Genomic DNA, 21,113 nt, shown 5'->3' on the forward strand with positions numbered 1-21,113 from the left:
TTACGGCCTTGTGGGCGACCTCTTCACCATCCTCCCCGAACTGAAGGATGAGTTGACCAAAGGCGGTCAATAAGGTCAGGAATAAAGACGGACCGGGCGGGACGCGCCCGGTCCCTTCGACGGCATGGATGCAGGCGGCGGATCAGATGGGCATTGAGATCAAAACGGTTGGCGTCATCGGCGCAGGACAGATGGGCAGCGGCATCGCCCATGTGTGCTCGCTTGCAGGGTTCAGCGTCCGGCTCAACGATCTCTCGGAAGAGCGGATCAATGCGGGTCTCGCTACCATCAACGGCAACATGGCCCGCAAGGTCTCCAAGGGAACCATCACCGAGGACGATCGGCAGGCGGCGCTCGAGCGCATCAGGCCGGCCCGCTCCTACGACGACCTGTCCCCCTGCGACATCGTCATCGAGGCGGCCACCGAGAACGAGGAGGTGAAGCGCAAGATCTTCACCAACCTGTGCCCCTCCCTGCGCCCCGACGCGATGATCGCCACCAACACCTCGTCGATCTCCATCACCCGGCTGGCCGCCTCCACCGACCGGCCGGAGCGCTTCATCGGCATTCACTTCATGAATCCCGTGCCGGTGATGCAGCTGGTCGAGCTGATCCGCGGCATCGCCACGGAGGACCCGACCTACGAGTCCGCCAAGGAATTCATCGGCAAGCTCGGCAAGATCGCGACGGTGTCCGAAGACTTCCCGGCCTTCATCGTCAATCGCATCCTGCTGCCGATGATCAACGAGGCGATCTATACGCTCTATGAGGGCGTGGGCTCGGTCGAGGCCATCGACACGGCCATGCGGCTGGGCGCCAACCATCCCATGGGCCCGCTCCAGCTCGCCGATTTCATCGGCCTCGACACCTGCCTGTCGATCATGCAGGTCCTGCACGAAGGGCTGGCCGACTCCAAGTACCGCCCCTGCCCGCTCCTCGTGAAATACGTGGAAGCCGGCTGGCTCGGACGGAAGACGAAGCGCGGCTTCTACGACTACCGGGGCGAGAAGCCGGTTCCGACCCGCTAGACCGAACGCCCCTTTCGTCGGCAGGGCTCGGGTTTCATCCACATCCCTGTGGGTGCGTCACAAACGTCGTGCCTTTGACCTTCACAACAGCGTCACACTGCCTATAGTCTTATCATACGGGATATGACTCTTCTCTTTTCTTGCGCATCGTGCGGAAAAGTGGCCCCGGTTTTCCGAGCCGGGCGATGCGCCAGCCAAGAAGAAGAGCATCGAATGGATCCCAAAAGTGGCCTCCACTTTTGGGTCCGATGCTCTGAGGAGGTGCGGTGACGATACACGTCCAGCCTGTTGTGCGACCGGAGGCCTGCCCGGCCCTCGTTCTCAATGCCGATTACCGGCCTTTGAGCTATTACCCCTTGTCCATCTGGTGTTGGCAGGATGCGATCAAGGCGGTCTTCCTCGACCGGGTCAACATCGTGTCGGAATACGACAAGGTCGTGCGAAGTCCGACCTTCGAAGTCCGCCTTCCCTCGGTCATCTCTCTCAAAACCTACGTCAAGCCGTCACGAAACCCAGCCTTTACCCGCTTCAACGTCTTCCTGCGCGACCGCTTCAGCTGCCAATACTGCGGCACCCGCGAAGACCTGACCTTCGATCACGTCATTCCCCGGTCCAAGGGCGGGCAAACCACTTGGGAAAACGTTGTCGCCGCCTGCGCGCCGTGCAACCTGAGAAAAGGGGACAAGCTGCCCCGCGAGGTTGAAATGTGGCCCCGGCAGAGCCCCTTCGCTCCCAGCATCCACGATCTTCACTCCAACGGGCGCCTCTTCCCGCCCAACTACCTGCACGAGAGCTGGCTCGATTATCTTTATTGGGACAGCGAGCTCGAGCCGTAACCTCCTGAGTCAATCCAATGCTGAGCCATTTATCTTTCGGCGTGCGCGACCTAGTCCGCGCCATGACCTTCTACGATGCCGCCCTGGGAGCGCTCGGCCTGAAGCGCGTATGGCAATCCGATCGATCGGCCGGCTATGGTCCTCCGGGCCGCAATGACATTTTCGCCGTGTTCCAGAAGCCGGATGCATCCCCGCCGGGGCCTGGCTTCCATCTGGCATTTTTCGCCCCGAGCCGGAGCGCCGTGGATGCGTTTTACGAGGCGGCCCTCGCTACTGGCGGTTCGGATGAAGGACGTCCAGGCCTGCGCCCGCAGTATCACGCCAACTACTATGCCGCCTTCGTGAAGGACCCGGACGGTTACAAGATCGAAGCCGTTCATCAATAGAACCGGGCTTTTCACTTCCGCGCGAACCAGAGGCTGAATCCAGCAAGTCCCAACGAAATCAGCACGTTCCATCCGGCCAGCGACAGGCCGAGAAAGCGCCATGCGGCCTCCGTGCAGCTGACGACGCGGGTGGTTTGCAGCTGATTGAGGAAATCGCCCACATTGCCCGCGCCGGCGCCCGATCCGCCGCCGCAATCGCTGGGCCCGGCCCAGAAGCCCCATTCGACGCCCGCATGGTAAGCCCCGAGACCGGCGCTGACGATAAAGACCAGCGCCAGAAGCCAGAGGCCGATCCGACCCCAGCGCGGCGGCAGGACTGCCGCCGCCAGCCCGAGGGGAATGGCGAAATAGTAGGGATTGCGCTGGATCAGGCAGAGCTTGCACGGCACATAGCCGAAGACATGCTCGAACACGAGGGCGCCGCCGACGGTGGCCGCAGCCGCCAGGGCGACGGCCAAAGCGGCCTGCCGGATGGTGAGCCCGATGCGCATCGCCCAACTCCCCTTAGAACAGGTACCGGAAGGCCACGAACCCGCCCACGATGGCTACGATGGCCACTGTGGCCACCACGTTGAAATTGTTGTCGATGATGGATTTGATGCGTGGCCCGAATTGGCTCATCAGCAGGGCGACAAGGAAGAACCGGGCCCCGCGGGTGAGGATCGAGAGCACGATGAACCAGCCCAGGTGATAGTTCGCGAAGCCGGACGTGATCGTCACGAGCTTGTACGGGATCGGGGTCAGCCCCTTGAGGAGGATCACCCAATGGCCGTATTCGGCATAAGCGTGCCGGAACGTTTCCGCGCCTTCGGTCAGCCCGTAGAGCCCGAACAGCCATGCCCCGATGGAGTCGTAGAGCACCAGCCCGATCATATAGCCCAGGATGCCTCCGATCACGGAGGAGATCGTGCAGATTGTCGCGTAGAACCAAGCCTTGTCGGGCCGCGCCAGCATCATCGGCACGAGCATCACGTCCGGCGGCACCGGGAAGAAGGAGCTTTCCGAGAATGAGACGGCAGCCAGGGCATAAGGCGCCGAGCGCCGAGCCGCGAGGGAAAGTGTCCAGTCATAGAGACGTCTGAGCATAGGGTTCCGACAGGTCTTGGTTCAGGATCAGGGCTGCTCGCCCTTTCGCCCTTTGAGCACAAGGCGTCCCGAATAGCGAGAGGCAAGACAACCGGAGGCAGCCCTCGCGGCGACCCTTGCCATCTGCCTCATTGACCAGCCTTCACGCCTCATGCTACGTCGCGGGTCCTTGCCCCTGTGGCGGAATTGGTAGACGCGCTCGACTCAAAATCGAGTTCCGCAAGGAGTGCTGGTTCGATCCCGGCCAGGGGCACCATTTCCCAGCTTCATTGAAGGCCGACCCCCGGGTCCACCTCGGACGATTGCGAGCTGCGGCTCGCCCACCTTTGAGCTAACTCTTATGCGACATTGCGAACGCAACTCTCCTGGGAACAAATGTCCGAGGTCGAAAACGGCGGCTGCCGAACCAAGATTCGTTGGCATGTGCTGACGCGGCTCCGGACGTGATCGACCCTCAGAACAAGCATTTTAAGCCAAGGAGAGGGGCTTGCCATGGAATACGAAATCGAGGCTGTCGCGCGGGCTTTGTATGATGCAGAGGACGATGCCCAGATATGGGAACGCGAGCCTGAAATCCTGAAAGCCGAATTTCGTCGCCATGCGCGCGCCGCCTTGGAGCTCCTGGAGCAGTACCGGAGCGAGAAGCTTGCCGAACGAGCAGCGGTGAAGGTTTCCCACGCCGCCTGAGGTTTGGCCGCGAGCGGCCCCGGGCTAGACCAAAGCCGTGACGAACAAAGCCCATGAGAATGGCCAACGCCCGCATCCGGTTGGGATGCGGGCGTTGCGTTGTTCAACGATGGATAACGGCGATCAGCCGCGACGCTCGATGACCGTGACGATGCGACGGGAGCGCGGCTCAACGATCACAACCTGATCGCGCACCACCACATACTTGCACTCGGGCAGGCCGCTCAGGATGCGCTCGACGTTGTCCGGGCAGTCGTACAGGGTCGTGACGGTGGTCGGAATGGTCGAGCCGACGCTGACGCTGAACGTCACGTTGCTGAGCGGCTGCACGTTGACGCTCCGGAAGGACTCGGTGATCTGGGTCCGCTGCTCCGTGGTCACGTTCACGCTGGTCGAGCTGGACGACGCCGTGCTGCCGGTCGTGTTGGCATTGCCGCTTGTGCCGGCCGCATTGCCCGTCGTGGTGTTGGTCGAACCGCTCGTTGCGCCGGACGCGGTGCCCTGCGTTGCGCCCGATGTACCGGATGCGGCGTTGTTCGTGGGGTTGCTCGTGTTGCCGGAGGTGCCGCTGGTCGTGCTGGAAGCGGAGCCCGAGGTCGTTCCGCTCTGCGTGCCGGACGCTGCCGAACCCGAACCGCCGGCCGCCGATCCAGAGCCTGAGCCGGACGAGCCGCCGGGCGTCATGATGGTCGAGCCGCCGGAGCCGCCGCCGGAGGCGCTACCGGAAGACGACGCACCGCCCGAGGTGCCGCCCGTGCTGCCGCCGGAAGCACCGCCCGCACCGCCGCTCGTTTGAGCCACAGCCGCCACGCTCAGGGAAAGGGCTGCCGCCGCAACCGTCGCCAAGAAAGTCGTACGCATTGAGAAACCTCCCATGAAATGGAGCCCTCGAAAGAGCGCTCTCGTATGCGTATCAACGGGGTCTGTCAGGTAGGGTTCCGTTCCCATCGGACGCTCCGCATCCTGTACATCTGACGTTCATGAACATGAACGAAACCCACGGGATCATTGGCTTTTTTCGATCATCCCGGCCTCTCGCCCGACAGACGCAAAACGGCGCGGGCGTTGCCCGGAGGCGTTCCCCAACGGGTTGGCCAAGCTAGGGCCTGCGCTGCCATGCGCGGATGTTGACAGCAGGGATGGCAGCCAAGTTTAACTTCTGTAAAAACTGGATTAGTCTCACGCGTCGATCCTTGTGGTTGCAAGGCCGCCTCCTGCGGCGCAAGCATCAGTTCTGAAGGCCGGAGCCGTATAAATGACGCATGGCGGAACCCATGATGGGACTCTGGTTGCCCTGTCGGTGCTTATTGCCATGGTGGCATCCTACACGGCACTCGATCTGGCAGCCCGCATTCGCGCCTCGGACGGCTGGGCCAGGCATGCATGGCTGACAACGGCCGCCATCGCCATGGGCGGCGGCATCTGGGCCATGCACTTCGTCGCCATGCTGGCCTTTCAACTGCCGGACACGGGGGTGAACTACCACATCGGCCTGACGGCGTTTTCGTTCATGCTTCCCATTGCGGTCACGGGCATCAGCTTCCACGTGGTGAACCGGGCCCACACGGGCCTGGCGACCCTTGCCCTCAGCGGCTTGTTCATGGGCTCCGGCATCGCCGGCATGCATTACACGGGCATGGCCGCCATGCGCATGGCGGCCGATCTGAGCTACGACGGCCTCTGGGTTACCGTCTCGGTGCTGATTGCCATCGGGGCCGCAACCGTCGCGCTGTGGCTGGCCTTCCGCAATGTCGGCTTCGCCCAGAAGCTTCTCGCCGCCGTTGCCATGGGCGTGGCCATTGCGGGCATGCATTATGCCGCCATGCACGGGGCAGCCTTTGCGCCGCACACCGCCCTGGACGACGCTCATGGGGCCGCAAGCCTGAACCAGACCAGCCTGGCGCTCGCCGTCTCGGCCACCACCTTCCTCATCCTGTTCCTGGCTCTCATCGCGGCCATGTTCGACCGCCGCTTCGCCTACCTTGCGGAGCGGGAGTCGATTGCCCTGCGCGAGAACGAGGAGCGCTTCCGCACGCTCTACAGCAAGACCCCCGTGCCTCTGTTCTCCGTCAACTCGGACAGGATCATCGAGTATGTGAGCGATGCATGGCTCGACCTTCTGGGCTACGGCCGCGAGGAGGTGGAGGGCCGGCCGATTACGGATTTCATCAGCCGGGACTCGGCGCCCGATCGGCCTCAGCCCGTCTGGCCGACGCTTCTCAAGGTGGGCGAACTGAAGGATATCGAGTACCGGCTCGTCAGCAAGGACGGCCGAATCCTGGATGTGCTCATATCCGGCCGCGTCGTCAGGGATGAGCAGGGCCGGTTCAGCTATGTTCTGGGAGGCGTCGTCGATGTGACCGCCCGCAAAAGAGCCGAGGAGGCCCTGCGGCAGGCGCAAAAGATCGAGGCCGTAGGCGCGCTGACCGGAGGCATCGCCCATGACTTCAACAACCTGCTAGCAGTCGTCCTCGGCAATCTCGACCTCCTGAGCCACAGGCTGCCGGACGATCCGAAAACCCGACGCCTTCTGGATACGGCCATCAAGGGAGCCGAGCGCGGCGCCGCCCTCACCCAGCGCATGCTGGCCTTTGCCCGGCGGCAGGATCTCAAAACCGAATCCATCGACGTGCCCGACCTCGTGAAGGGCATGGCCGACCTCCTGCTGCGCTCCATCGGCCCCATGGTTCAGATCGAGACGCGGTTCCCCCTCAGGCTCCCTTTCGCCCAGGTGGATGCCAACCAGCTCGAGCTGGCGCTGCTCAACCTCGCGGTCAACGCGCGGGATGCCATGCCTCAGGGGGGCGTGATCACGATTGCGGCCCGCGAGGAGCTCGTGCATGCGGACCACCGCTCCAGCTTGACGCCCGGCCGGTATGTCTGCCTGTCCGTCACGGATACGGGCGAGGGCATGGACGAGGCCGTGCTCAACCGGGCGATGGAGCCCTTCTTCACGACCAAGGGCATCGGCAAGGGAACAGGGCTCGGCCTGTCCATGGTGCATGGGCTTGCCGCGCAATCCGGCGGATGCCTGGTCATGAAGAGCCGCAAGCACCTGGGCACCACGGCGGAGATATGGCTGCCCGCCGCTCAGGCCCAGGAAGCGGCGGAGAGCGACGCGGCAGCTCCTCCGGCCCCGGACGGCAAGCTGGCGCACAGGTCTCTCACCGTGCTCGTGGTGGACGACGACCCGCTCGTGCTCCACAACACGGCTGCGATGCTCGAAGACCTGGGACACACCGTCGTCGAGAGGGCCTCCGGCGATGAGGCCCTGGACTACCTGGGCAGCGGCGGCGGCGCCGATCTCATGATCACCGATCAGGCCATGCCGCGCATGACCGGCACGCAGCTTGCGGACAGGGTCAGGGCACGGTGGCCCGACCTGCCGATCATTCTGGCAACGGGGTACGCCGATCTCCCCGCCGGAGCGGATGCAGGCCTTGTCAGGCTCAGCAAGCCCTTCCGTCAGGACGCGCTGATCGGGGCGCTGTCCACCAGCCTTCAATCGATCAAGGGCGCACAGAAGGTCGTCCCGCTTCGGCCCAAGCACGGCTAGGTGAAGCGCAAGGTTGTCGCGACACCGAAGTGACGCTCAGGATCGTCTCGGCGCTGGAGACGATGCGCCTGCATCGGCCCCCTTGCGGCCGGTGACGGTGCTCGTGCTTCAGGTCTGCAATCCCTGGGGCACGAGCGGTGCGAAGTCCGACACGACCTTTTCATAGACCGGCCGCTTGAACGGGATGATCAGCTCGGGCAGCCGGTGCATCTCCTCCCAGCGCCACTCATCGAACTCGGGCCTGTGATGGCCGCCGCCGGGCTGGTGGATGTTGATCTCGCTGTCGTCGCCCTCGAACCGGAACGCGAACCATTTCTGGTTCTGGCCGCGATAGCGTCCGCGCCAGGCCCGGCCCGCCACCATGGTCGGGAGGTCGTAGGCATACCAATCCTGCGCCTCGGCCAGGAGGCTCACCGAGCGAACGCTGGTTTCCTCATAAAGCTCGCGCAAGGCTGCCCGATAGGGATCCTCGCCCGGATCGATGCCGCCCTGCGGCATCTGCCAGGCATAGCCATCCGATACGTTGTCGCTGCCTTCCGAATGGCGGCGGCCGATAAAGACCAAGCCTTCCTTGTTGAGAAGCATCACACCGACACAGGAGCGATAGGGCAGATCCTTTCTGGCCTGTGATCCTTTTGCGCTCCTCATCCGACACCTACTCCCTGGCTCGCGGACGCCTGATGCGGCCGGTCTTTTGTCATCGCCGGCGCTTGCTCTTGGTTCCGCAGCATCGAACGAGAGTGCCGCTTCCCCGGGCCTTTCACAAGCCTTTCCGCATCATTGTCGACCGCTGAATGCAAAAGGGCCCGACGGTGGATATGCCGTCAGGCCCTTTTGCATCTTTGTTGCCCGCGGAGGGGCTCAATCAGGGCTCAGTTGGGAGCCGTGGTGGTGTTGGCTGCACCCTTGCGAACCCCGTGAAGGAGGTCGTAGGCGGCAATCAGCTGCTTGTCCTTGGTCGCATCCGTCGGAATGTAGGCGGAGGAGCCGCCGCGCTCTTCCTTTTCGCCGCCGTTCTGCAGGTGGCCGCGCAGGCCGGCCTCGCCCTTGGTCTCGTCCTTGCCCTTCAGCTCCTCGGGGATGTCCTGCAGCACCTCGATATCCGGATCGATGCCCTTGGCCTGGATCGAACGGCCGGCCGGCGTGAAGTAGCGCGCCGTGGTCAGGCGCACGGCTCCGTTGCCGCCGAGCGGGATGATAGTCTGCACGGAGCCCTTGCCGAAGGAGCGGGTTCCGAGAACCGTCGCGCGCTTGTGGTCCTGCAGGGCGCCGGCCACGATCTCGGAAGCCGAGGCCGAACCGCCGTTGACGAGCACGACCAGCGGCTTGCCCTTGGTCAGGTCGCCCGCCTTGGCGCTGAAGCGCTGGGTGTCCTCGGCGTTCCGGCTGCGGGTCGAGACGATCTCGCCCCGGTCTAGAAAGGCGTCGGAGACCATGATGGCCTGATCGAGCAGGCCGCCCGGGTTGTTGCGCAGGTCGATCACGAAGCCTGCCACCTTGTCGGCGCCGATGTCGCTCGTGAGCTTGTCGATGCCGGCGCGCAGGCCCTCGAAGGTCTGCTCGTTGAACTGGGTCACGCGCAGGACGCCGATGTCGCCCTCGACCCGAGCCCGGACGGGACGCACCTTGATCGTCTCACGGTTCAGCTTCACCTCGATCGGATCCTTGGCTTCCTTGCGCTGGATCTTGAGGGAGACGGAGGAGTTGACCGGACCCCGCATCTTGTCGACCGCCTGGTTCAGGTTCAGGCCCTGGACCGGCTCGTCGTTGATGTGGGTGATGATGTCGTTGGCCAGGATGCCGGCGCGGGAGGCGGGCGTCTCGTCGATGGGCGTGACCACCTTGACGAGGCCTTCCTCCATGGTGACCTCGATGCCGAGGCCGCCGAACTCGCCGCGGGTCTGCACCTGCATGTCGCGGAAGCTCTTGGCGTCCATGTAGCTCGAATGGGGGTCGAGCGAGGTCAGCATGCCGTTGATGGCTGATTCGACGAGCTTCGACTCCTCGGGCTTTTCAACGTAGTCCGTCCGAACCTTCTCGAAGACGTCTCCGAAAAGGCTCAGCTGCCGATACGTATCGGCCGAAGCCGCAACGGCGCTCATGCCCGACAGGAGGCTGGTCTGCGACACCATGGTCGCGCTGCCGGCACCGATGGCCGCACCGAGAATCAAGAGAGATAGTTTCCGCATTATCCGCGAACCTTTTCGCTTTGCGATTTCGCCCACCAGGGACCTGGATCGATTGAACTGCCGTCTTTCCTGAACTCAACATAGAGGACAGGATTGTTCTTTTCTATGGCGGAGCCGATCAAACTCATGAGAGGAGCTTCTCCCATGCTTGCTACGGGTTCGCCTGCGAGCACGAACTGCCCGACATCGACGTTGATTTGATCCATACCGGCCAGAAGGACATAGTATCCCCCGCCGGCATTGATGATCAAGAGTCGACCATAGGATCGGAACGGACCGGCAAACGCCACCCATCCGTCCGCAGGCGATACCACGGTTGCCTTCGGGCGGGTTGTGATCGAAATGCCACGCGTCGTTCCGCCATAGCCGTCGGGAGCCCCGAAGCCCGCCGACGTCTCTCCGCTCACGGGGCGGGGCAGCAGGCCGCGCGCTTCCGAGAACGGAATCTTCGGCGCGAGCCGGGCCGGATCCCGGAAGGCGGCCTGAGCGAATTTCTCCCGGGTCTCCCGCTCCTGGGCCTGGGCGGCCTTGCGCGCCTCCTCGACAGCTCGCTGCGCGCCCGAGATCTCCGCTTCCATGCGGTCGATCAGCTCCTTGAGGGTTCCGGCCTGACGGGCGAGGGCCGCGGCCTTCTCCTGCTCGGCGCCGACATTGCGCTCGACTTCCGCGATGCGGCCCTGGCGGGCCTCCATGAGGGCGGCGAGGCGCTCCTGCTCGCCGTTCAGGGCCGTCAGCTCCCCATTGAGCGTCGAGCGGTCGGTGGCGATGGCCTCCTTGAGGCGCACCAGCTCGGCCAGATCGGTGGCCAGAATGTCGGCCTCGACCCGCAGTTCGGGCAGCACGGCTCCCAGCATGATCGAGGCGCGCACGGCCTCGAGCATGTCCTCGGGCCTTACCAGCACGGCCGGCGGCGGGCGGCGGCCCATGCGCTGGAGGGCCGCGAAAACCTCGATGATGACGCCCCGGCGGCTGTCCAGGGAGCGGCGGATGGCGGCTTCGCTGGCGGCGAGCGTCTGAAGGCGTCCCTCAAGCCCCCGGATCCGGTCCTCGATGCCGCGAACCCTGCCGGCCGTGTCGATCAGGGCGGCATTGAGCCTCGCCCGGTCCGTCTTGATCTCCTCGATCTCGGCCTCGAGGCGCTTTCGGGCCTCGGCATTGGCCGTGATCGCCTCTTCGAGGATCTTGAGGTCCTGTTCCCGCCGCGCCTTCTCCTCGGCGGTCTCGGCCTGCTGCGGCTGGGCGGCAGGCGCAGGGGATTGCTGGGCCTTCGCGGGGCTCAGGGCGGCAGCAACCATCCATGCGGCAAGGGCAAGAGCCCTGCGGGAGAAAAGCGAGTTGAAGTGGATCATCCTTCAGGAATCATCGTGGCCGGCGCGATGATAAGGGTGTCCGGCCATGATTGTCAGTGCCCGATAAAGCTGCTCGGCCACAAGAGCCCGCACGATCTGGTGCGGCATAGTGAGCGCCCCGAAGGAAACGACGAGTTCGGCCCGCTGCCGAAGCTTGGGATCGAGACCGTCGGGCCCGCCGATGACGCAGGCGACCCCTGAGCGGCCCTCGTCCCGCCAGTGCCTGATTCGCTCGGCGAAAGCCTCGCTGGACGGGCTCTTGCCGCGTTCGTCGAACACGATCAGCACGGACGTGCCGGCCTTCTCCAGAAGGGCCCCGGCCTCTTCGGCGCGCCGGTCGTCGTCCCGGCGAGCCCGGCTCTCGGGCAGCTCGACAATATCGAGGCCGGCGAGCCCCAAGGCCCGGCCCATGCCTTCGACCCGCTGCCTGTAGCGTTCGACCAGCTCCCGCTCGGGGCCGCTTTTGAGACGGCCCACGGCCAGCAAGCTCAGTCGCACGATGCACGCCTCTTTCAATGCCGCATGATCTTGGTCGGGCCGGTTTCCCTGCCCGGATCATGCTTTCAGCTGGCGCGGTCCTGCGGACGGTCGGCGCCCCACATCTTCTCGAGGTTGTAGAAGCCACGAACCTCGGGGCGGAACACGTGGATCAGCACGTCGCCGGCATCGATGAGCACCCAATCGCAGGCAGGCAGCCCTTCGACGCGCGCGTTCCCGAACCCCTTGTCTTTGAGGTCCTTGATCACGCGGTCGGCGATCGCGCCCACATGGCGATCGGAGCGGCCCGATGTGACGATCATGGTGTCGGCAAGCGAGGTTTTTCCGGCCAGGTCGATTTCGACCGTGTTTTCGGCCTTCATGTCCTCGAGGGAAGCCAGGGCGACGGCCCGGATATCCTCTGCCGGCGGAGCATCCGCTCCGGAGAGAGGAGGAAGCAGATTGGCATCCGCTTCGATGGAAGATAGTCGGTTCAGGTTCAGACCCTTTCTCAGCAGCGCTATCTCTGGCGCCGTTCTCTTAAGATAATGTCGAACGGCCCCATATTTCAACGTCCTCCCAAGGGAGAAGTTCGTCGCATCTGGCGCAGCTTCGTGGATGACAGGTGGGAGCGCGGCCCGTGCAGGAACACCCAGGCCGGCGGCCTGAGGCCCGGCAGGGCAAAGGCGTCGCTCTCGCCGATCCGCTTCGACGACAGGGCCGCCCCGCTGCGGGAGTGGAAGGCCTTCAAGGTCCAGCCCGGACGGTCGATGACCGCAATCGGCATCATCCGGGCGATGCGCCGCCAGCCGCGCCAGCGGTGGAAGCCCGCCAGGTTGTCGGCTCCCATGATCCAGACGAAGCGCACGCCCGGGTACCGGCGCTTGAGATAGGCCAGGGTGTCGACCGTATAGCGGGCGCCGATCTCCTCCTCGAAGGCGGTCACGTCGATGCGGGGATCCCGGGCGACCCTTTTGGCCTCCGCCACCCGCATGGGGGTGGTGGCCAGCTCGCCGGGATCCTTGAGCGGATTGCCCGGCGTGACGATCCACCAGACCCGGTCGAGGCCCAGGCGCCTGAGAGCCATGAGGCTCACATGGCGGTGCCCGGCATGGGCCGGGTTGAAGGATCCCCCATAGAGCCCGATCCGCATGCCGGGCGCAGCCAGCGGCAGGCGGGCCAAGCCCGAGGGCCTGAAACGGAAGCGAGAGGAGACAGGCTTCACGGGCGCGTCTGGCCCGAGCCGCGAATACGATATTTGAACGAGGTCAGCTGCTCCACGCCCACCGGCCCCCGGGCATGCATGCGGCCCGTGGCGATGCCGATCTCGGCCCCGAACCCGAACTCGCCGCCATCGGCGAACTGGGTCGAGGCGTTGTGGAGCACGATGGCCGAGTCCACCTCCGCCATGAAGCGCTCGGCGGTAGCCCCATCCTCCGTGACGATGGAGTCGGTGTGGTGGGAACCGTATGTCTCGATATGCCCGATCGCCTCGTCGAGCCCGTCGACGATCCGGGCCGAGATGATGGCGTCGAGATACTCGGTGCGCCAGTCCTCTTCCGATGCCGGCGTGACGCGCGGATCGGCAGCCTGCACGGCCTCGTCGCCGCGCACGGCGCAGCCCGCCTCCAGCAAGACGGACACGAGCGGCCTGAGGTGGGTTTCGGCGCAGGCGCGGTCCACCAGCAGGGTCTCGGCCGCGCCGCAGACGCCCGTGCGGCGCATCTTGGCGTTCAGCACGATCCGCTTCGCCATCTCCAGGCTGGCCTCCCCATGCACATAGACATGGTTGAGCCCCTCCAGATGGGCGAAGACCGGCACCCGCGCCTCCTCCTGCACCCGCGCCACGAGGCTTTTGCCGCCGCGCGGCACGATCACGTCGATGTTGCCGTCGAGTCCCGCCAGCATGGCCCCCACCGCGGCCCGGTCGCGGGTCGGCACGAGGCGGATGGCGTCGGCGGGCAGCCCTGCCTGCTCCAGCCCCTCCCCCATCGCTTCGGCGATGGCAAGGGACGTGCGGAAGCTCTCGGAGCCCGCGCGCAGGATCGCCGCATTGCCGGCCTTGAGGCAGAGCGCGCCCGCATCCGCCGTCACGTTGGGACGGCTCTCAAAAATCACGCCGATCACGCCAAGCGGCGTGGCCACGCGCTCGATCTGCAGGCCGTTCGGGCGCTCGAAACGGGCAAGCACGCGCCCGACCGGATCGGGCAACGCGGCGATGTTTTCGACCGCTTCGGCAATGGCTTCGACGCGCTCAGGGTTGAGGATGAGGCGGTCGATGAAAGCGCCGCTCTGCCCCTTGGCTTGTGCGTCGGCAAGGTCCTCGGCATTGGCCGCCAGGATCTCGCCCGCCTGCGCACGGATGCGGGCGGCCATGGCATGCAAGGCGGCATTTTTCTCCTCGGGCGTCGCCAAAGCCACGCGGCGCGCGGCCGTGCGTGCGCGGCGGCCGAGCTCGGCCATCAGCGCCGGAACGCTCGGTGTTCCAACCGAAGCCGCCCCTGGCGCGTTGAGATGGTCAGCCAGCACTTCTGCAATCAAGGCCCGAAAGCTATCCATGTCCAAGTCCCAGCCCCTGACCGCTTCAGGGGAAATGCCTCACCCGGAACCCATAGCACACCCGGCGGCTCCGGAGCCAAGCCGTCCCGCTCTGCCGGAGATCCGGATCGGAACCTCGGGCTGGCACTACAAATCCTGGCACGGACCTTTCTACCCGGCAGGCTTAAAGATCAAGGACTTCCTGTCCTACTACGTCCAGCACTTCGACACCGCCGAGATCAACAATTCCTTCTACAGGCTTCCCACCGAACAGGCGGTGCAGGCCTGGCATGACGCCGCCCCGAACGGCTTTCTGTTCGCCTGGAAAGTGTCGCGCTTCATCACGCACATGAAGCGGCTCAAGGGCATCGAGGAGAGCATCGAACTCGTCCTCAGTCGCATGAACGCCTTAGGCGCCAAGTTCGGCCCCGTGCTGTTCCAGTTGCCGCCCACCTTCAAGGCCGATGCGGAGACGCGGGAGCGGGTGGCGCGCTGCCTGTCGCTCGTGCCCGATGGCCGGCGCTGCGCGTTCGAGTTTCGCCACCCGAGCTGGTACGAGGAGGCCGTCTTCCGAACCCTGCGCGACCACAACGCGGCGCTCTGCATCTCCGATCACGCGGATGCTCCGGCGCCTTGGGAGGCTACGGCGGATTTCGTCTATGTGCGGGCTCACGGTACCAACGGACGCTACGCCGGAAGCTACAGCCCCGAGACCCTGCAGGGCTGGGCGCACCGGATCGCCGCCTGGCAACGGGATGGACGCGGCGTCTACGTGTATTTCGACAACGACATCAAGAGCGCCGCTCCCGGGGATGCGGAAATGCTGCTGGGGCTCCTGAACGACGATCAGTCGCCGAGCGCCATGTCGTCCCGGTGAACCATCTCGGTGCGGCCGGGATAGCCGAGGATCGGCTCGATCTCGCGGCTCGGGCGCCCGGCGATGCGCGCCGCATCCTCCGCGTCGTAGGCCACGAGCCCTCGTCCGAGGACGCGGCTGTCGCTGCGGATCGTCACCGCATCGCCGCGACGGAAGGAGCCCTCGATCCGGCGCACGCCCACCGGCAGCAGGCTTGCCCCGCCTTGCAGCGCGCGCGCCGCGCCCTCATCCACGTATAAGGTGCCCCGCGGCTCAAGGGCCCCGGCGATCCAGGTCTTGCGCGCGGTGGCGGGATTGGACGGGGTCAGGAACCAGGTGCAGCGCCCGCCGTCGGCGACGCGCTTCAGGGGATTTTTCGTGCGGCCGTCGGCGATGATCATATGCGTGCCGCCGGCGGTTGCGATCTTGCCGGCTTCCACCTTGGTGCGCATGCCGCCCCGGGACAGCTCGGAGGCAGCACCTCCTGCCATGGCCTCGATCGCCGGCGTGATGCGCTCGACCACCGGGATGTGCGCCGCGTTCGGATCGGCGGCCGGCGGGGCCGTGTAAAGGCCGTCGATGTCGGAAAACAGCACCAGGAGGTCGGCGCCGATCATGGTGGCAACCCGCGCCGCCAGGCGGTCGTTGTCCCCATAGCGGATTTCGGAGGTGGCCACCGTGTCGTTCTCGTTGACGACGGGCACCGCCCGCATCTCGAGAAGCTTCAGGGTCGTTGCGCGCGCGTTGAGATAGCGGCGCCGCTGCTCGGTGTCGGCCAGCGTCACCAGGATCTGGCCTGCCGTGATGCCATGATGCGCCAGCACCTCCGACCAGGTGCGGGCGAGCGCGATCTGGCCGACCGCCGCGGCCGCCTGGCTTTCCTCGAGGCGCAAGGGTCCCGACGGCAGCCCGAGGACCGTGCGCCCCATGGCGATGGCGCCGGAGGAGACGACGAGAACGTCCGCCCCTTGCGCATGGAGATCGGCGATGTCCTCGGCCAGCGCCGCCAGCCAGGCATGATTCAGCCGCCCGCGCGCCCGGTCGACCAGGAGCGCGGAGCCGACCTTCAGGACGACACGGCGGAATTGGCCGACCAGAGGCGTCACGGATGCCACTCGCCCTGAGGCTCGGCCGGCTCTTCCTCGGCCTTGGCCTGATCGATCACGGTCAGGAGCGCCTGCAGAACCTCCTGCACCCCTTGGCCCGAGGCCGAGGAGATCACGTAGGGCGTCCGCTTGCAGGCCTTTTTGAGCTTCTTGAGTTGCTCCTTCAGGGTGTCCTCGTCCAGGGCATCCGCCTTGGAGAGGGCCACGATCTCGGGCTTCTCGTCGAGCCCATGGCCATAGGCCTCGATCTCATGGCGGACGGTCTTGTAGGCCTCGCCCGCGTCCTCGCTCGTTCCCTCCACCAGGTGCAGCAGCACGCGGCAGCGCTCCACATGGCTCAGGAAGCGGTCGCCGAGGCCGATGCCCTCCGATGCCCCCTCGATGAGGCCGGGGATGTCGGCCAGCACGAACTCCCGGGCGTAGGCGCGCACCACGCCAAGCCCCGGATGGAGCGTGGTGAAGGGATAATCGGCAATCTTCGGCTTGGCGGACGTGACGGTCGCGAGGAACGTGGACTTGCCCGCATTGGGAAGCCCGACCAGCCCCGCATCGGCGATGAGCTTGAGGCGCAGGATGAGCGTGCGCTCCTGGCCTTCCAGGCCGGGATTGGCCCGGCGGGGGGCGCGGTTGGTCGAGGTGGTGAAATAGGCGTTGCCGAAGCCGCCATTGCCGCCCTTGGCGAGCAGCACCTTCTGGCCCACATGGGTCATGTCGGCGATCACGGTCTCGCCGTCCTCTTCCAGGATTTCCGTGCCGGCCGGCACTTTGAGCACCACGTCGGCGCCCTTGCCGCCGGCCCGGTTCTGGCCCATGCCGTGGCCGCCGGTCTTGGCCTTGAAATGCTGCTGGTAGCGATAGTCGATGAGGGTGTTGAGCCCCTCCACGCATTCCGCCCAGACGTCGCCGCCGCGGCCGCCGTCGCCGCCGTCCGGCCCGCCGAACTCGATGAACTTTTCACGGCGGAACGACACGGCGCCTGCGCCGCCGTTGCCTGAGCGAATATAGATCTTGGCTTGGTCGAGAAATTTCATAACCCGCATCCTTTACGGGACTGGAGCATTTTTCGCAAAACCGGATCCGGCCTTGCGGGCGAAAAATGCGGCAATCCACGCTGATCTTGCGGGAGCAACGCGGACATAAGGGGAAGCGCTCCCGAAAGATCTCGGGAGCGCCGGCAATCAGCAGGCGAGAGGCATCCCGCGGTCCACCTCGACCTCGACCGAGACGGGCTCGCGCACGAGGCCCGTATGGCCCCAGCTCTTCAGGCTCTCCCAGGTGCGCCGTTCGAGCCGGAAGTGATCCACCGGGTAGAGGCCGCACCGGGCCGGCAGCTCGGAGAGCCCTGCACCCTGGTAGGCAAAGCCGCACCTTTCCAGCACGCGCCGGGAGGCCGGGTTGATCACCCGGGCACAGGCCGTGATCTCGTCCCCCTCGCTGTAGGCGAAGAAGGCATCGATCAGCGCGCGAACGGCCTCGGTGGCATAGCCGTGCCCCCAGTAGGGGGTGCCGAGCCAATAGCCGAGTTCAGGCTTGCCGGTCTCCGGATTCGGGCCGATTCCCACCATCCCGATCAGGCTGTTGGGCTTGCCCTTGGGGGTGATGGCGAGCTGCAGGCCCTGGCCGTCGGCGTTGGAGCGCCGGGCCTGGAAGATGAAACGTTCGGCGGCGTCCGGGTGGTACGGATGCGGAATTCGCGCCGTCATCTCCGCGACCGTTTTCTCCCCGGCAAGGCGTACGATGGCTTGGGCATCCGCAAGACGAGCCCAGCGCAGCCACAGGCGGCGGGTCTCGAGGCGGAAAACATCGTCACGGGTGAGGTCGGGAAACATCGTCTTGCTCCGATCCGAATGGGCTTACCTAGCCCGGAAATGACGAAGGGGAGGTGGACATCCCACCTCCCCTGTCTTTTCGGATCTGAGCTTGGCCTTTTGGGCCTGTTTAGGAGCTTTTGATCCGCCGGGTCGGTGTGATGCCGGCGGGAGCTCCTTCGTTTTGCTCTCGCCGTTTACTCTGCGGCCTCTTGGGCCGGTACAACCGATACAAAGGCTCGGCCCTGACGCGTCAGGAATCGGACGCGGCCGTCGGCCGTAGCAAAGAGGGTGTGGTCTTTGCCCATGCCGACATTGGCGCCGGCATGCCATTTCGTGCCGCGCTGACGAATAATGATGTTGCCGGCAATCACCTGCTGATCGCCGAACTTCTTGACGCCCAGACGACGGCCTGCAGAGTCACGACCGTTGCGAGACGAACCGCCTGCTTTTTTGTGAGCCATGGGTTTACTCCCGTGTTCCTATCGAATGCCCTGCCTTTCGGCGGGACCGGCGCAGCCTTTGAAGCCGCAGCCCTGAATCTTACCAACTTAAGCCGCTTGGGGCCCTCGCCTCACTCAGGCGCGAATCTCGGTGATCCGCACCACGGTGTAGTCCTGGCGATGCCCGCGCTTGCGGCGCGAATTCTGGCGACGGCGCTTCTTGAAGGAGATGACCTTCTCGCCGCGGGTGTGTTCCACCACTTCGCCTGCCACGGTCACGCCCTCGACGAGAGGTGCGCCAACCTGGGTGCCGCCATCGTTCGTGACCATCAGAACCTGGTCGAACGTGACGGCTGCGCCTGGCTCGCCTGCGAGCGTGGCGACGGTGATGACGTCGTTGGCGGCAACGCGATACTGCTTGCCGCCGGTCTTGATCACTGCGAACATCTTGATCCTCGTGTTCAAACCCAATTCTCAGCGGAGGGATCCCCGCCGGATTGGCTTTTTGGCAGTTTCCGGCTTCGGTTCACGGTAGCTTGGGCCACCGCATGGATACGCGCAGGCACTCGTGCCCGTTCGTAGAGGAGGACTACCTACGGACTGCCCTTTCACTTGTCAATCAAAAACCTTGCTTTTGGTGCTTGAAGAGCCGCCAAGCCCATGATATCCACCCGGCCTCAACCAGCGGGGCTTAAGGTCCTTAGCACCCCGGAGAGGTGGCAGAGTGGTTGAATGCACCGCACTCGAAATGCGGCATACGGGCAACCGTATCGGGAGTTCGAATCTCCCCCTCTCCGCCATTATATTCCGCTAAATACTTGATATTAGTGCAGAAGTGGCCACAGGTGTGAAGTTGGCCCCAACATCCATACAGGGCTCCGCTTCTCCGATCTTAGTTCATCCGGAGAAGAGTCCTCAGGCCCAGGATCATCTAGTGCGGTAGCCCTGTGTTCCCAAAGGTATCCAGTTTCTTATTGTCACTGCCGACGCCTCGCCGTGGTCGCCCGCTAAGTCATTAATTTAGCAGTGGCTTTGTGGAAACGACCGCGGCGTTTTACATGGCGAGATAATACGGGGACACACAAGGGGACGCAAATCTTCTGTGTTTCCTTACCTGTATTTCTTACCTCAAGTAGCTCCGGCCTCTCCCTCCAACATGTATTTCCGAGCTCGTGATTCGGGCGAGATAAGGCAAAGCTCGCTCTGGCATCTTCCGGAAACGTAAGCGCCATCTGCTCCAGCAAGGTTGCACAATAGCACAACAGCGTGCACCATATTTGAAATGCGGCATCCGGGCAACAGTATCGGGAGTTCGAGTCTTCCCCTCTCAGCTATTACTCCTCTGATCCATAAGAACTACTGAGGTTTGGGCAAAGGACCGCCGCAGCGTCCGAAACATTTAAAAGATCAAACCCGTCACACTGGTGTCAAAAGGACGGACTAACTGTACGGCAATGATCCGCAAGCGCAGCTCTCCCTGACAGGCTCAGGTGCGCCGCCAAGGCTTCCCTCCCCTTGTTCAGGCCTTTGCATCCCAGGCCGACGCGGCTGCTTGGGCCTGGGATAAAGAAAATAACATTGACCGAGCTGAACTTTCCCTAGCGATCACGACTCAAAGCGCATCACGGTCTACGATCTCCTGCAACGCTACGAACAGAAGTTTACAGTGAGGAAGCGAGGAGCTGACCCATCCCGCGTGAACTCCTAGTCCCGTCTATTTCATGCCGGTGCTGCTGAGGGGATCTAAACCATAACGGGGAGGAGGGGGCGATATCAGACCAAGAACACAGTTACATCACTGGCGCGGCACGGCTGTCTTATTGTTTGATCGCGCTCCTCTTCTGCGTGTTGAGACTACCGATAACCGTTTTAGCAGCGCAGGGTGAATCACCATGCGTTTATCCGCTAAAAGGGTTGGATCCCCACGAAAAGACCACCTATTCCTGAAATCGGTGCCAGTCGATCCCGCTCGGAAGGAGTTACCAATCGCTCCGAGCCTATAAAGATCAGCGAGTATCTCTCTGACCGACCTACGCTTGAGCAAGCCTGTAAGCACAGATGAATGTTGGGCCAATCTATCGAAACGCTCTGCAATCTGCTGGAATTCGAATGCTGCAGAGCCACCCGAGATAACGCTCTCAATCGCGTCGACTTCCACATCAGAATATATAGCACTTAGTTCGTAGCGGATTTCGTCCCACAACTTAGCCGAGTATTCTGTCTCCGTTTCATGCAGTACATCCACTGTGAACTTTGTCTCGGCTGGGAATAGTCTCTGTGCAAGACTCAAGCGCCAGACAATATCTCGTGGCTTGTAAAATGATTTGTCTAGTATGAAAGCCTCTACAGGCTCGCCATTTACGACTTGAGGGAAGTAGGTGCCTATAGGATCATCAGAGACTGGAACCCCTGCAATGCGCTCAGATGCTTGAATCTTCGTTTTTATGATCTGGATGAGCGGGTGATTAAGAGACCGGTTCGCATGATGCCAAGAAATGTGAAATCCCTGGTCATGAACAAGGCGATCAACCTCTTGTCCGAGCGACCCCATAGCGTCAATTACCTCAGAACGCACTGCCGCAAGAACATGTAGCGGCACACCCGCCTTGCGGAAAACATCATTCATTAACGCAACCGAGAAAAGAAGATCTCGTACCATACGCTGATCACGCCGGTGCTGCTCTGGCGTATGATAAAAGGCTTCCAGCTCATCGAAATAAATGAAAGTGGGTTTGACGAACTCTACCTTTGACAGAGTAGCCAACACC

At 63.9% G+C, this 21,113-nt stretch carries 22 protein-coding genes and 2 tRNA genes; 8 read left to right on the forward strand and 16 right to left on the reverse strand.

Going from position 1 to position 21,113, the window contains the following annotated elements:
* Positions 1 to 146: 146 nt before the first annotated feature.
* The 3 genes from JKG68_RS19675 (at position 147) to JKG68_RS19685 (ending at position 2,250) form a co-directional block, all read left to right on the forward strand.
* On the forward strand, positions 147 to 1,028 hold the full coding sequence (locus JKG68_RS19675; RefSeq protein ID WP_202062942.1) for a 3-hydroxybutyryl-CoA dehydrogenase: 882 nt from the start codon (positions 147 to 149) through the stop codon (positions 1,026 to 1,028).
* 266 nt (positions 1,029 to 1,294) lie between these two features.
* A complete protein-coding gene (locus JKG68_RS19680; RefSeq protein ID WP_202062944.1) occupies positions 1,295 to 1,864 on the forward strand; it encodes an HNH endonuclease in 570 nt (189 codons plus the stop codon).
* A 17-nt stretch (positions 1,865 to 1,881) separates the two neighbouring features.
* On the forward strand, positions 1,882 to 2,250 hold the full coding sequence (locus tag JKG68_RS19685) for a VOC family protein (protein ID WP_202062946.1): 369 nt from the start codon (positions 1,882 to 1,884) through the stop codon (positions 2,248 to 2,250).
* An 11-nt stretch (positions 2,251 to 2,261) separates the two neighbouring features.
* Here JKG68_RS19685 and JKG68_RS19690 read toward each other — a convergent pair whose 3' ends face one another.
* Together JKG68_RS19690 and JKG68_RS19695 are read right to left on the reverse strand one after the other, a co-directional pair.
* Positions 2,262 to 2,741: a disulfide bond formation protein B gene (locus JKG68_RS19690; protein ID WP_202062948.1), complete on the reverse strand. Its 480-nt coding sequence runs from the start codon at positions 2,739 to 2,741 to the stop codon at positions 2,262 to 2,264.
* A 13-nt stretch (positions 2,742 to 2,754) separates the two neighbouring features.
* Positions 2,755 to 3,336 carry a YqaA family protein gene (locus JKG68_RS19695; protein WP_202062950.1) on the reverse strand — a complete coding sequence of 194 codons (582 nt, stop codon included), beginning with the start codon at positions 3,334 to 3,336 and terminating at the stop codon, positions 2,755 to 2,757.
* A 171-nt stretch (positions 3,337 to 3,507) separates the two neighbouring features.
* Between JKG68_RS19695 and JKG68_RS19700 the strand changes: the two genes are divergently transcribed.
* Positions 3,508 to 3,592, forward strand: a tRNA-Leu gene (locus JKG68_RS19700).
* A gap of 236 nt (positions 3,593 to 3,828) precedes the next feature.
* Positions 3,829 to 4,023, forward strand: coding sequence for a hypothetical protein (locus JKG68_RS19705; RefSeq protein WP_202062952.1), 195 nt, complete (start codon positions 3,829 to 3,831; stop codon positions 4,021 to 4,023).
* Between the two features lie 123 nt (positions 4,024 to 4,146).
* Here JKG68_RS19705 and JKG68_RS19710 read toward each other — a convergent pair whose 3' ends face one another.
* Complete coding sequence (locus JKG68_RS19710) at positions 4,147 to 4,884, reverse strand: DUF1236 domain-containing protein (RefSeq protein WP_202062953.1); 738 nt, start codon at positions 4,882 to 4,884, stop codon at positions 4,147 to 4,149.
* 394 nt (positions 4,885 to 5,278) lie between these two features.
* Here JKG68_RS19710 and JKG68_RS19715 point away from each other — a divergent pair, with 394 nt between their 5' ends.
* Positions 5,279 to 7,579, forward strand: a complete 2,301-nt coding sequence (locus JKG68_RS19715) for an MHYT domain-containing protein (RefSeq protein ID WP_202062954.1) — start codon at positions 5,279 to 5,281, stop codon at positions 7,577 to 7,579.
* A gap of 108 nt (positions 7,580 to 7,687) precedes the next feature.
* On the opposite strand, the gene JKG68_RS19720 is transcribed toward JKG68_RS19715, so the two are convergent.
* From JKG68_RS19720 to JKG68_RS19750, 7 genes are all read right to left on the reverse strand, one after another.
* On the reverse strand, positions 7,688 to 8,227 hold the full coding sequence (locus JKG68_RS19720) for an RNA pyrophosphohydrolase (protein WP_202062955.1): 540 nt from the start codon (positions 8,225 to 8,227) through the stop codon (positions 7,688 to 7,690).
* Positions 8,228 to 8,451: 224 nt separating this feature from the next.
* Positions 8,452 to 9,768 carry a S41 family peptidase gene (locus JKG68_RS19725; RefSeq protein WP_202062956.1) on the reverse strand — a complete coding sequence of 439 codons (1,317 nt, stop codon included), beginning with the start codon at positions 9,766 to 9,768 and terminating at the stop codon, positions 8,452 to 8,454.
* Positions 9,768 to 11,117 carry a murein hydrolase activator EnvC family protein gene (locus JKG68_RS19730; RefSeq protein WP_202062957.1) on the reverse strand — a complete coding sequence of 450 codons (1,350 nt, stop codon included), beginning with the start codon at positions 11,115 to 11,117 and terminating at the stop codon, positions 9,768 to 9,770. Before JKG68_RS19730 ends, JKG68_RS19725 begins: the two co-directional genes overlap by 1 nt.
* 3 nt (positions 11,118 to 11,120) lie before the next feature.
* Entirely contained in the window at positions 11,121 to 11,615 is a 495-nt protein-coding gene (gene rlmH / locus JKG68_RS19735; RefSeq protein ID WP_202062959.1) for a 23S rRNA (pseudouridine(1915)-N(3))-methyltransferase RlmH, read from the reverse strand.
* A gap of 65 nt (positions 11,616 to 11,680) precedes the next feature.
* Positions 11,681 to 12,055: a ribosome silencing factor gene (rsfS, locus tag JKG68_RS19740; protein ID WP_246515623.1), complete on the reverse strand. Its 375-nt coding sequence runs from the start codon at positions 12,053 to 12,055 to the stop codon at positions 11,681 to 11,683.
* A gap of 107 nt (positions 12,056 to 12,162) precedes the next feature.
* Complete coding sequence (locus tag JKG68_RS19745; RefSeq protein ID WP_202062961.1) at positions 12,163 to 12,819, reverse strand: nicotinate-nucleotide adenylyltransferase; 657 nt, start codon at positions 12,817 to 12,819, stop codon at positions 12,163 to 12,165.
* Positions 12,816 to 14,057 carry a glutamate-5-semialdehyde dehydrogenase gene (locus JKG68_RS19750; protein WP_246515627.1) on the reverse strand — a complete coding sequence of 414 codons (1,242 nt, stop codon included), beginning with the start codon at positions 14,055 to 14,057 and terminating at the stop codon, positions 12,816 to 12,818. The genes JKG68_RS19745 and JKG68_RS19750 overlap by 4 nt, the downstream gene beginning before the upstream one ends.
* A gap of 187 nt (positions 14,058 to 14,244) precedes the next feature.
* Here JKG68_RS19750 and JKG68_RS19755 point away from each other — a divergent pair, with 187 nt between their 5' ends.
* On the forward strand, positions 14,245 to 15,009 hold the full coding sequence (locus JKG68_RS19755; RefSeq protein ID WP_202063019.1) for a DUF72 domain-containing protein: 765 nt from the start codon (positions 14,245 to 14,247) through the stop codon (positions 15,007 to 15,009).
* Here the strand turns inward: JKG68_RS19755 and proB are convergent.
* The 5 genes from proB to rplU all read right to left on the reverse strand — a co-directional run bounded on the left by proB (position 14,979) and on the right by rplU (position 18,792).
* Positions 14,979 to 16,094, reverse strand: a complete 1,116-nt coding sequence (gene proB, locus JKG68_RS19760) for a glutamate 5-kinase (protein WP_202062964.1) — start codon at positions 16,092 to 16,094, stop codon at positions 14,979 to 14,981. The genes JKG68_RS19755 and proB overlap by 31 nt on opposite strands.
* Complete coding sequence (gene obgE, locus JKG68_RS19765; protein WP_202062965.1) at positions 16,091 to 17,125, reverse strand: GTPase ObgE; 1,035 nt, start codon at positions 17,123 to 17,125, stop codon at positions 16,091 to 16,093. Before obgE ends, proB begins: the two co-directional genes overlap by 4 nt.
* Before the next feature lie 147 nt (positions 17,126 to 17,272).
* Complete coding sequence (locus JKG68_RS19770; RefSeq protein ID WP_202062966.1) at positions 17,273 to 17,923, reverse strand: GNAT family N-acetyltransferase; 651 nt, start codon at positions 17,921 to 17,923, stop codon at positions 17,273 to 17,275.
* A 176-nt stretch (positions 17,924 to 18,099) separates the two neighbouring features.
* The gene (rpmA, locus tag JKG68_RS19775) at positions 18,100 to 18,366 is read right to left on the reverse strand and encodes a 50S ribosomal protein L27 (protein ID WP_134494466.1); all 267 of its coding nucleotides are present in this window, start codon (positions 18,364 to 18,366) and stop codon (positions 18,100 to 18,102) included.
* Between the two features lie 114 nt (positions 18,367 to 18,480).
* Positions 18,481 to 18,792, reverse strand: coding sequence for a 50S ribosomal protein L21 (gene rplU / locus JKG68_RS19780; protein ID WP_202062967.1), 312 nt, complete (start codon positions 18,790 to 18,792; stop codon positions 18,481 to 18,483).
* Between the two features lie 263 nt (positions 18,793 to 19,055).
* On the opposite strand from rplU, the gene JKG68_RS19785 reads away from it, so the two are divergent.
* Positions 19,056 to 19,145, forward strand: a tRNA-Ser gene (locus JKG68_RS19785).
* Positions 19,146 to 20,140: 995 nt separating this feature from the next.
* Here JKG68_RS19785 and JKG68_RS19790 read toward each other — a convergent pair.
* Positions 20,141 to 21,109 carry a P-loop ATPase, Sll1717 family gene (locus JKG68_RS19790; protein ID WP_202062968.1) on the reverse strand — a complete coding sequence of 323 codons (969 nt, stop codon included), beginning with the start codon at positions 21,107 to 21,109 and terminating at the stop codon, positions 20,141 to 20,143.
* Positions 21,110 to 21,113 lie beyond the last annotated feature (4 nt).

The sequence above is a fragment of the Microvirga aerilata genome (assembly GCF_016743775.1).
In the GTDB taxonomy this organism is placed as follows: Bacteria; Pseudomonadota; Alphaproteobacteria; order Rhizobiales; family Beijerinckiaceae; genus Microvirga; species Microvirga aerilata.

What these genes read in the sequence shown, in the direction of transcription:
- JKG68_RS19675 (WP_202062942.1), top strand. Translation starts at nt 147, where the DNA reads ATGGGCATTGAGATCAAAACGGTTGGCGTCATCGGCGCAGGACAGATG.
- JKG68_RS19685 (WP_202062946.1), top strand. Translation starts at nt 1,882, where the DNA reads ATGCTGAGCCATTTATCTTTCGGCGTGCGCGACCTAGTCCGCGCCATG.
- JKG68_RS19690 (WP_202062948.1), bottom strand. Translation starts at nt 2,741, where the DNA reads ATGCGCATCGGGCTCACCATCCGGCAGGCCGCTTTGGCCGTCGCCCTG.
- JKG68_RS19695 (WP_202062950.1), bottom strand. Translation starts at nt 3,336, where the DNA reads ATGCTCAGACGTCTCTATGACTGGACACTTTCCCTCGCGGCTCGGCGC.
- JKG68_RS19705 (WP_202062952.1), top strand. Translation starts at nt 3,829, where the DNA reads ATGGAATACGAAATCGAGGCTGTCGCGCGGGCTTTGTATGATGCAGAG.
- JKG68_RS19710 (WP_202062953.1), bottom strand. Translation starts at nt 4,884, where the DNA reads ATGCGTACGACTTTCTTGGCGACGGTTGCGGCGGCAGCCCTTTCCCTG.
- JKG68_RS19715 (WP_202062954.1), top strand. Translation starts at nt 5,279, where the DNA reads ATGACGCATGGCGGAACCCATGATGGGACTCTGGTTGCCCTGTCGGTG.
- JKG68_RS19720 (WP_202062955.1), bottom strand. Translation starts at nt 8,227, where the DNA reads ATGAGGAGCGCAAAAGGATCACAGGCCAGAAAGGATCTGCCCTATCGC.
- JKG68_RS19725 (WP_202062956.1), bottom strand. Translation starts at nt 9,768, where the DNA reads ATGCGGAAACTATCTCTCTTGATTCTCGGTGCGGCCATCGGTGCCGGC.
- JKG68_RS19730 (WP_202062957.1), bottom strand. Translation starts at nt 11,117, where the DNA reads ATGATCCACTTCAACTCGCTTTTCTCCCGCAGGGCTCTTGCCCTTGCC.
- JKG68_RS19750 (WP_246515627.1), bottom strand. Translation starts at nt 14,057, where the DNA reads ATGGCCGAGCTCGGCCGCCGCGCACGCACGGCCGCGCGCCGCGTGGCT.
- obgE (WP_202062965.1), bottom strand. Translation starts at nt 17,125, where the DNA reads ATGAAATTTCTCGACCAAGCCAAGATCTATATTCGCTCAGGCAACGGC.
- JKG68_RS19770 (WP_202062966.1), bottom strand. Translation starts at nt 17,923, where the DNA reads ATGTTTCCCGACCTCACCCGTGACGATGTTTTCCGCCTCGAGACCCGC.
- rpmA (WP_134494466.1), bottom strand. Translation starts at nt 18,366, where the DNA reads ATGGCTCACAAAAAAGCAGGCGGTTCGTCTCGCAACGGTCGTGACTCT.
- rplU (WP_202062967.1), bottom strand. Translation starts at nt 18,792, where the DNA reads ATGTTCGCAGTGATCAAGACCGGCGGCAAGCAGTATCGCGTTGCCGCC.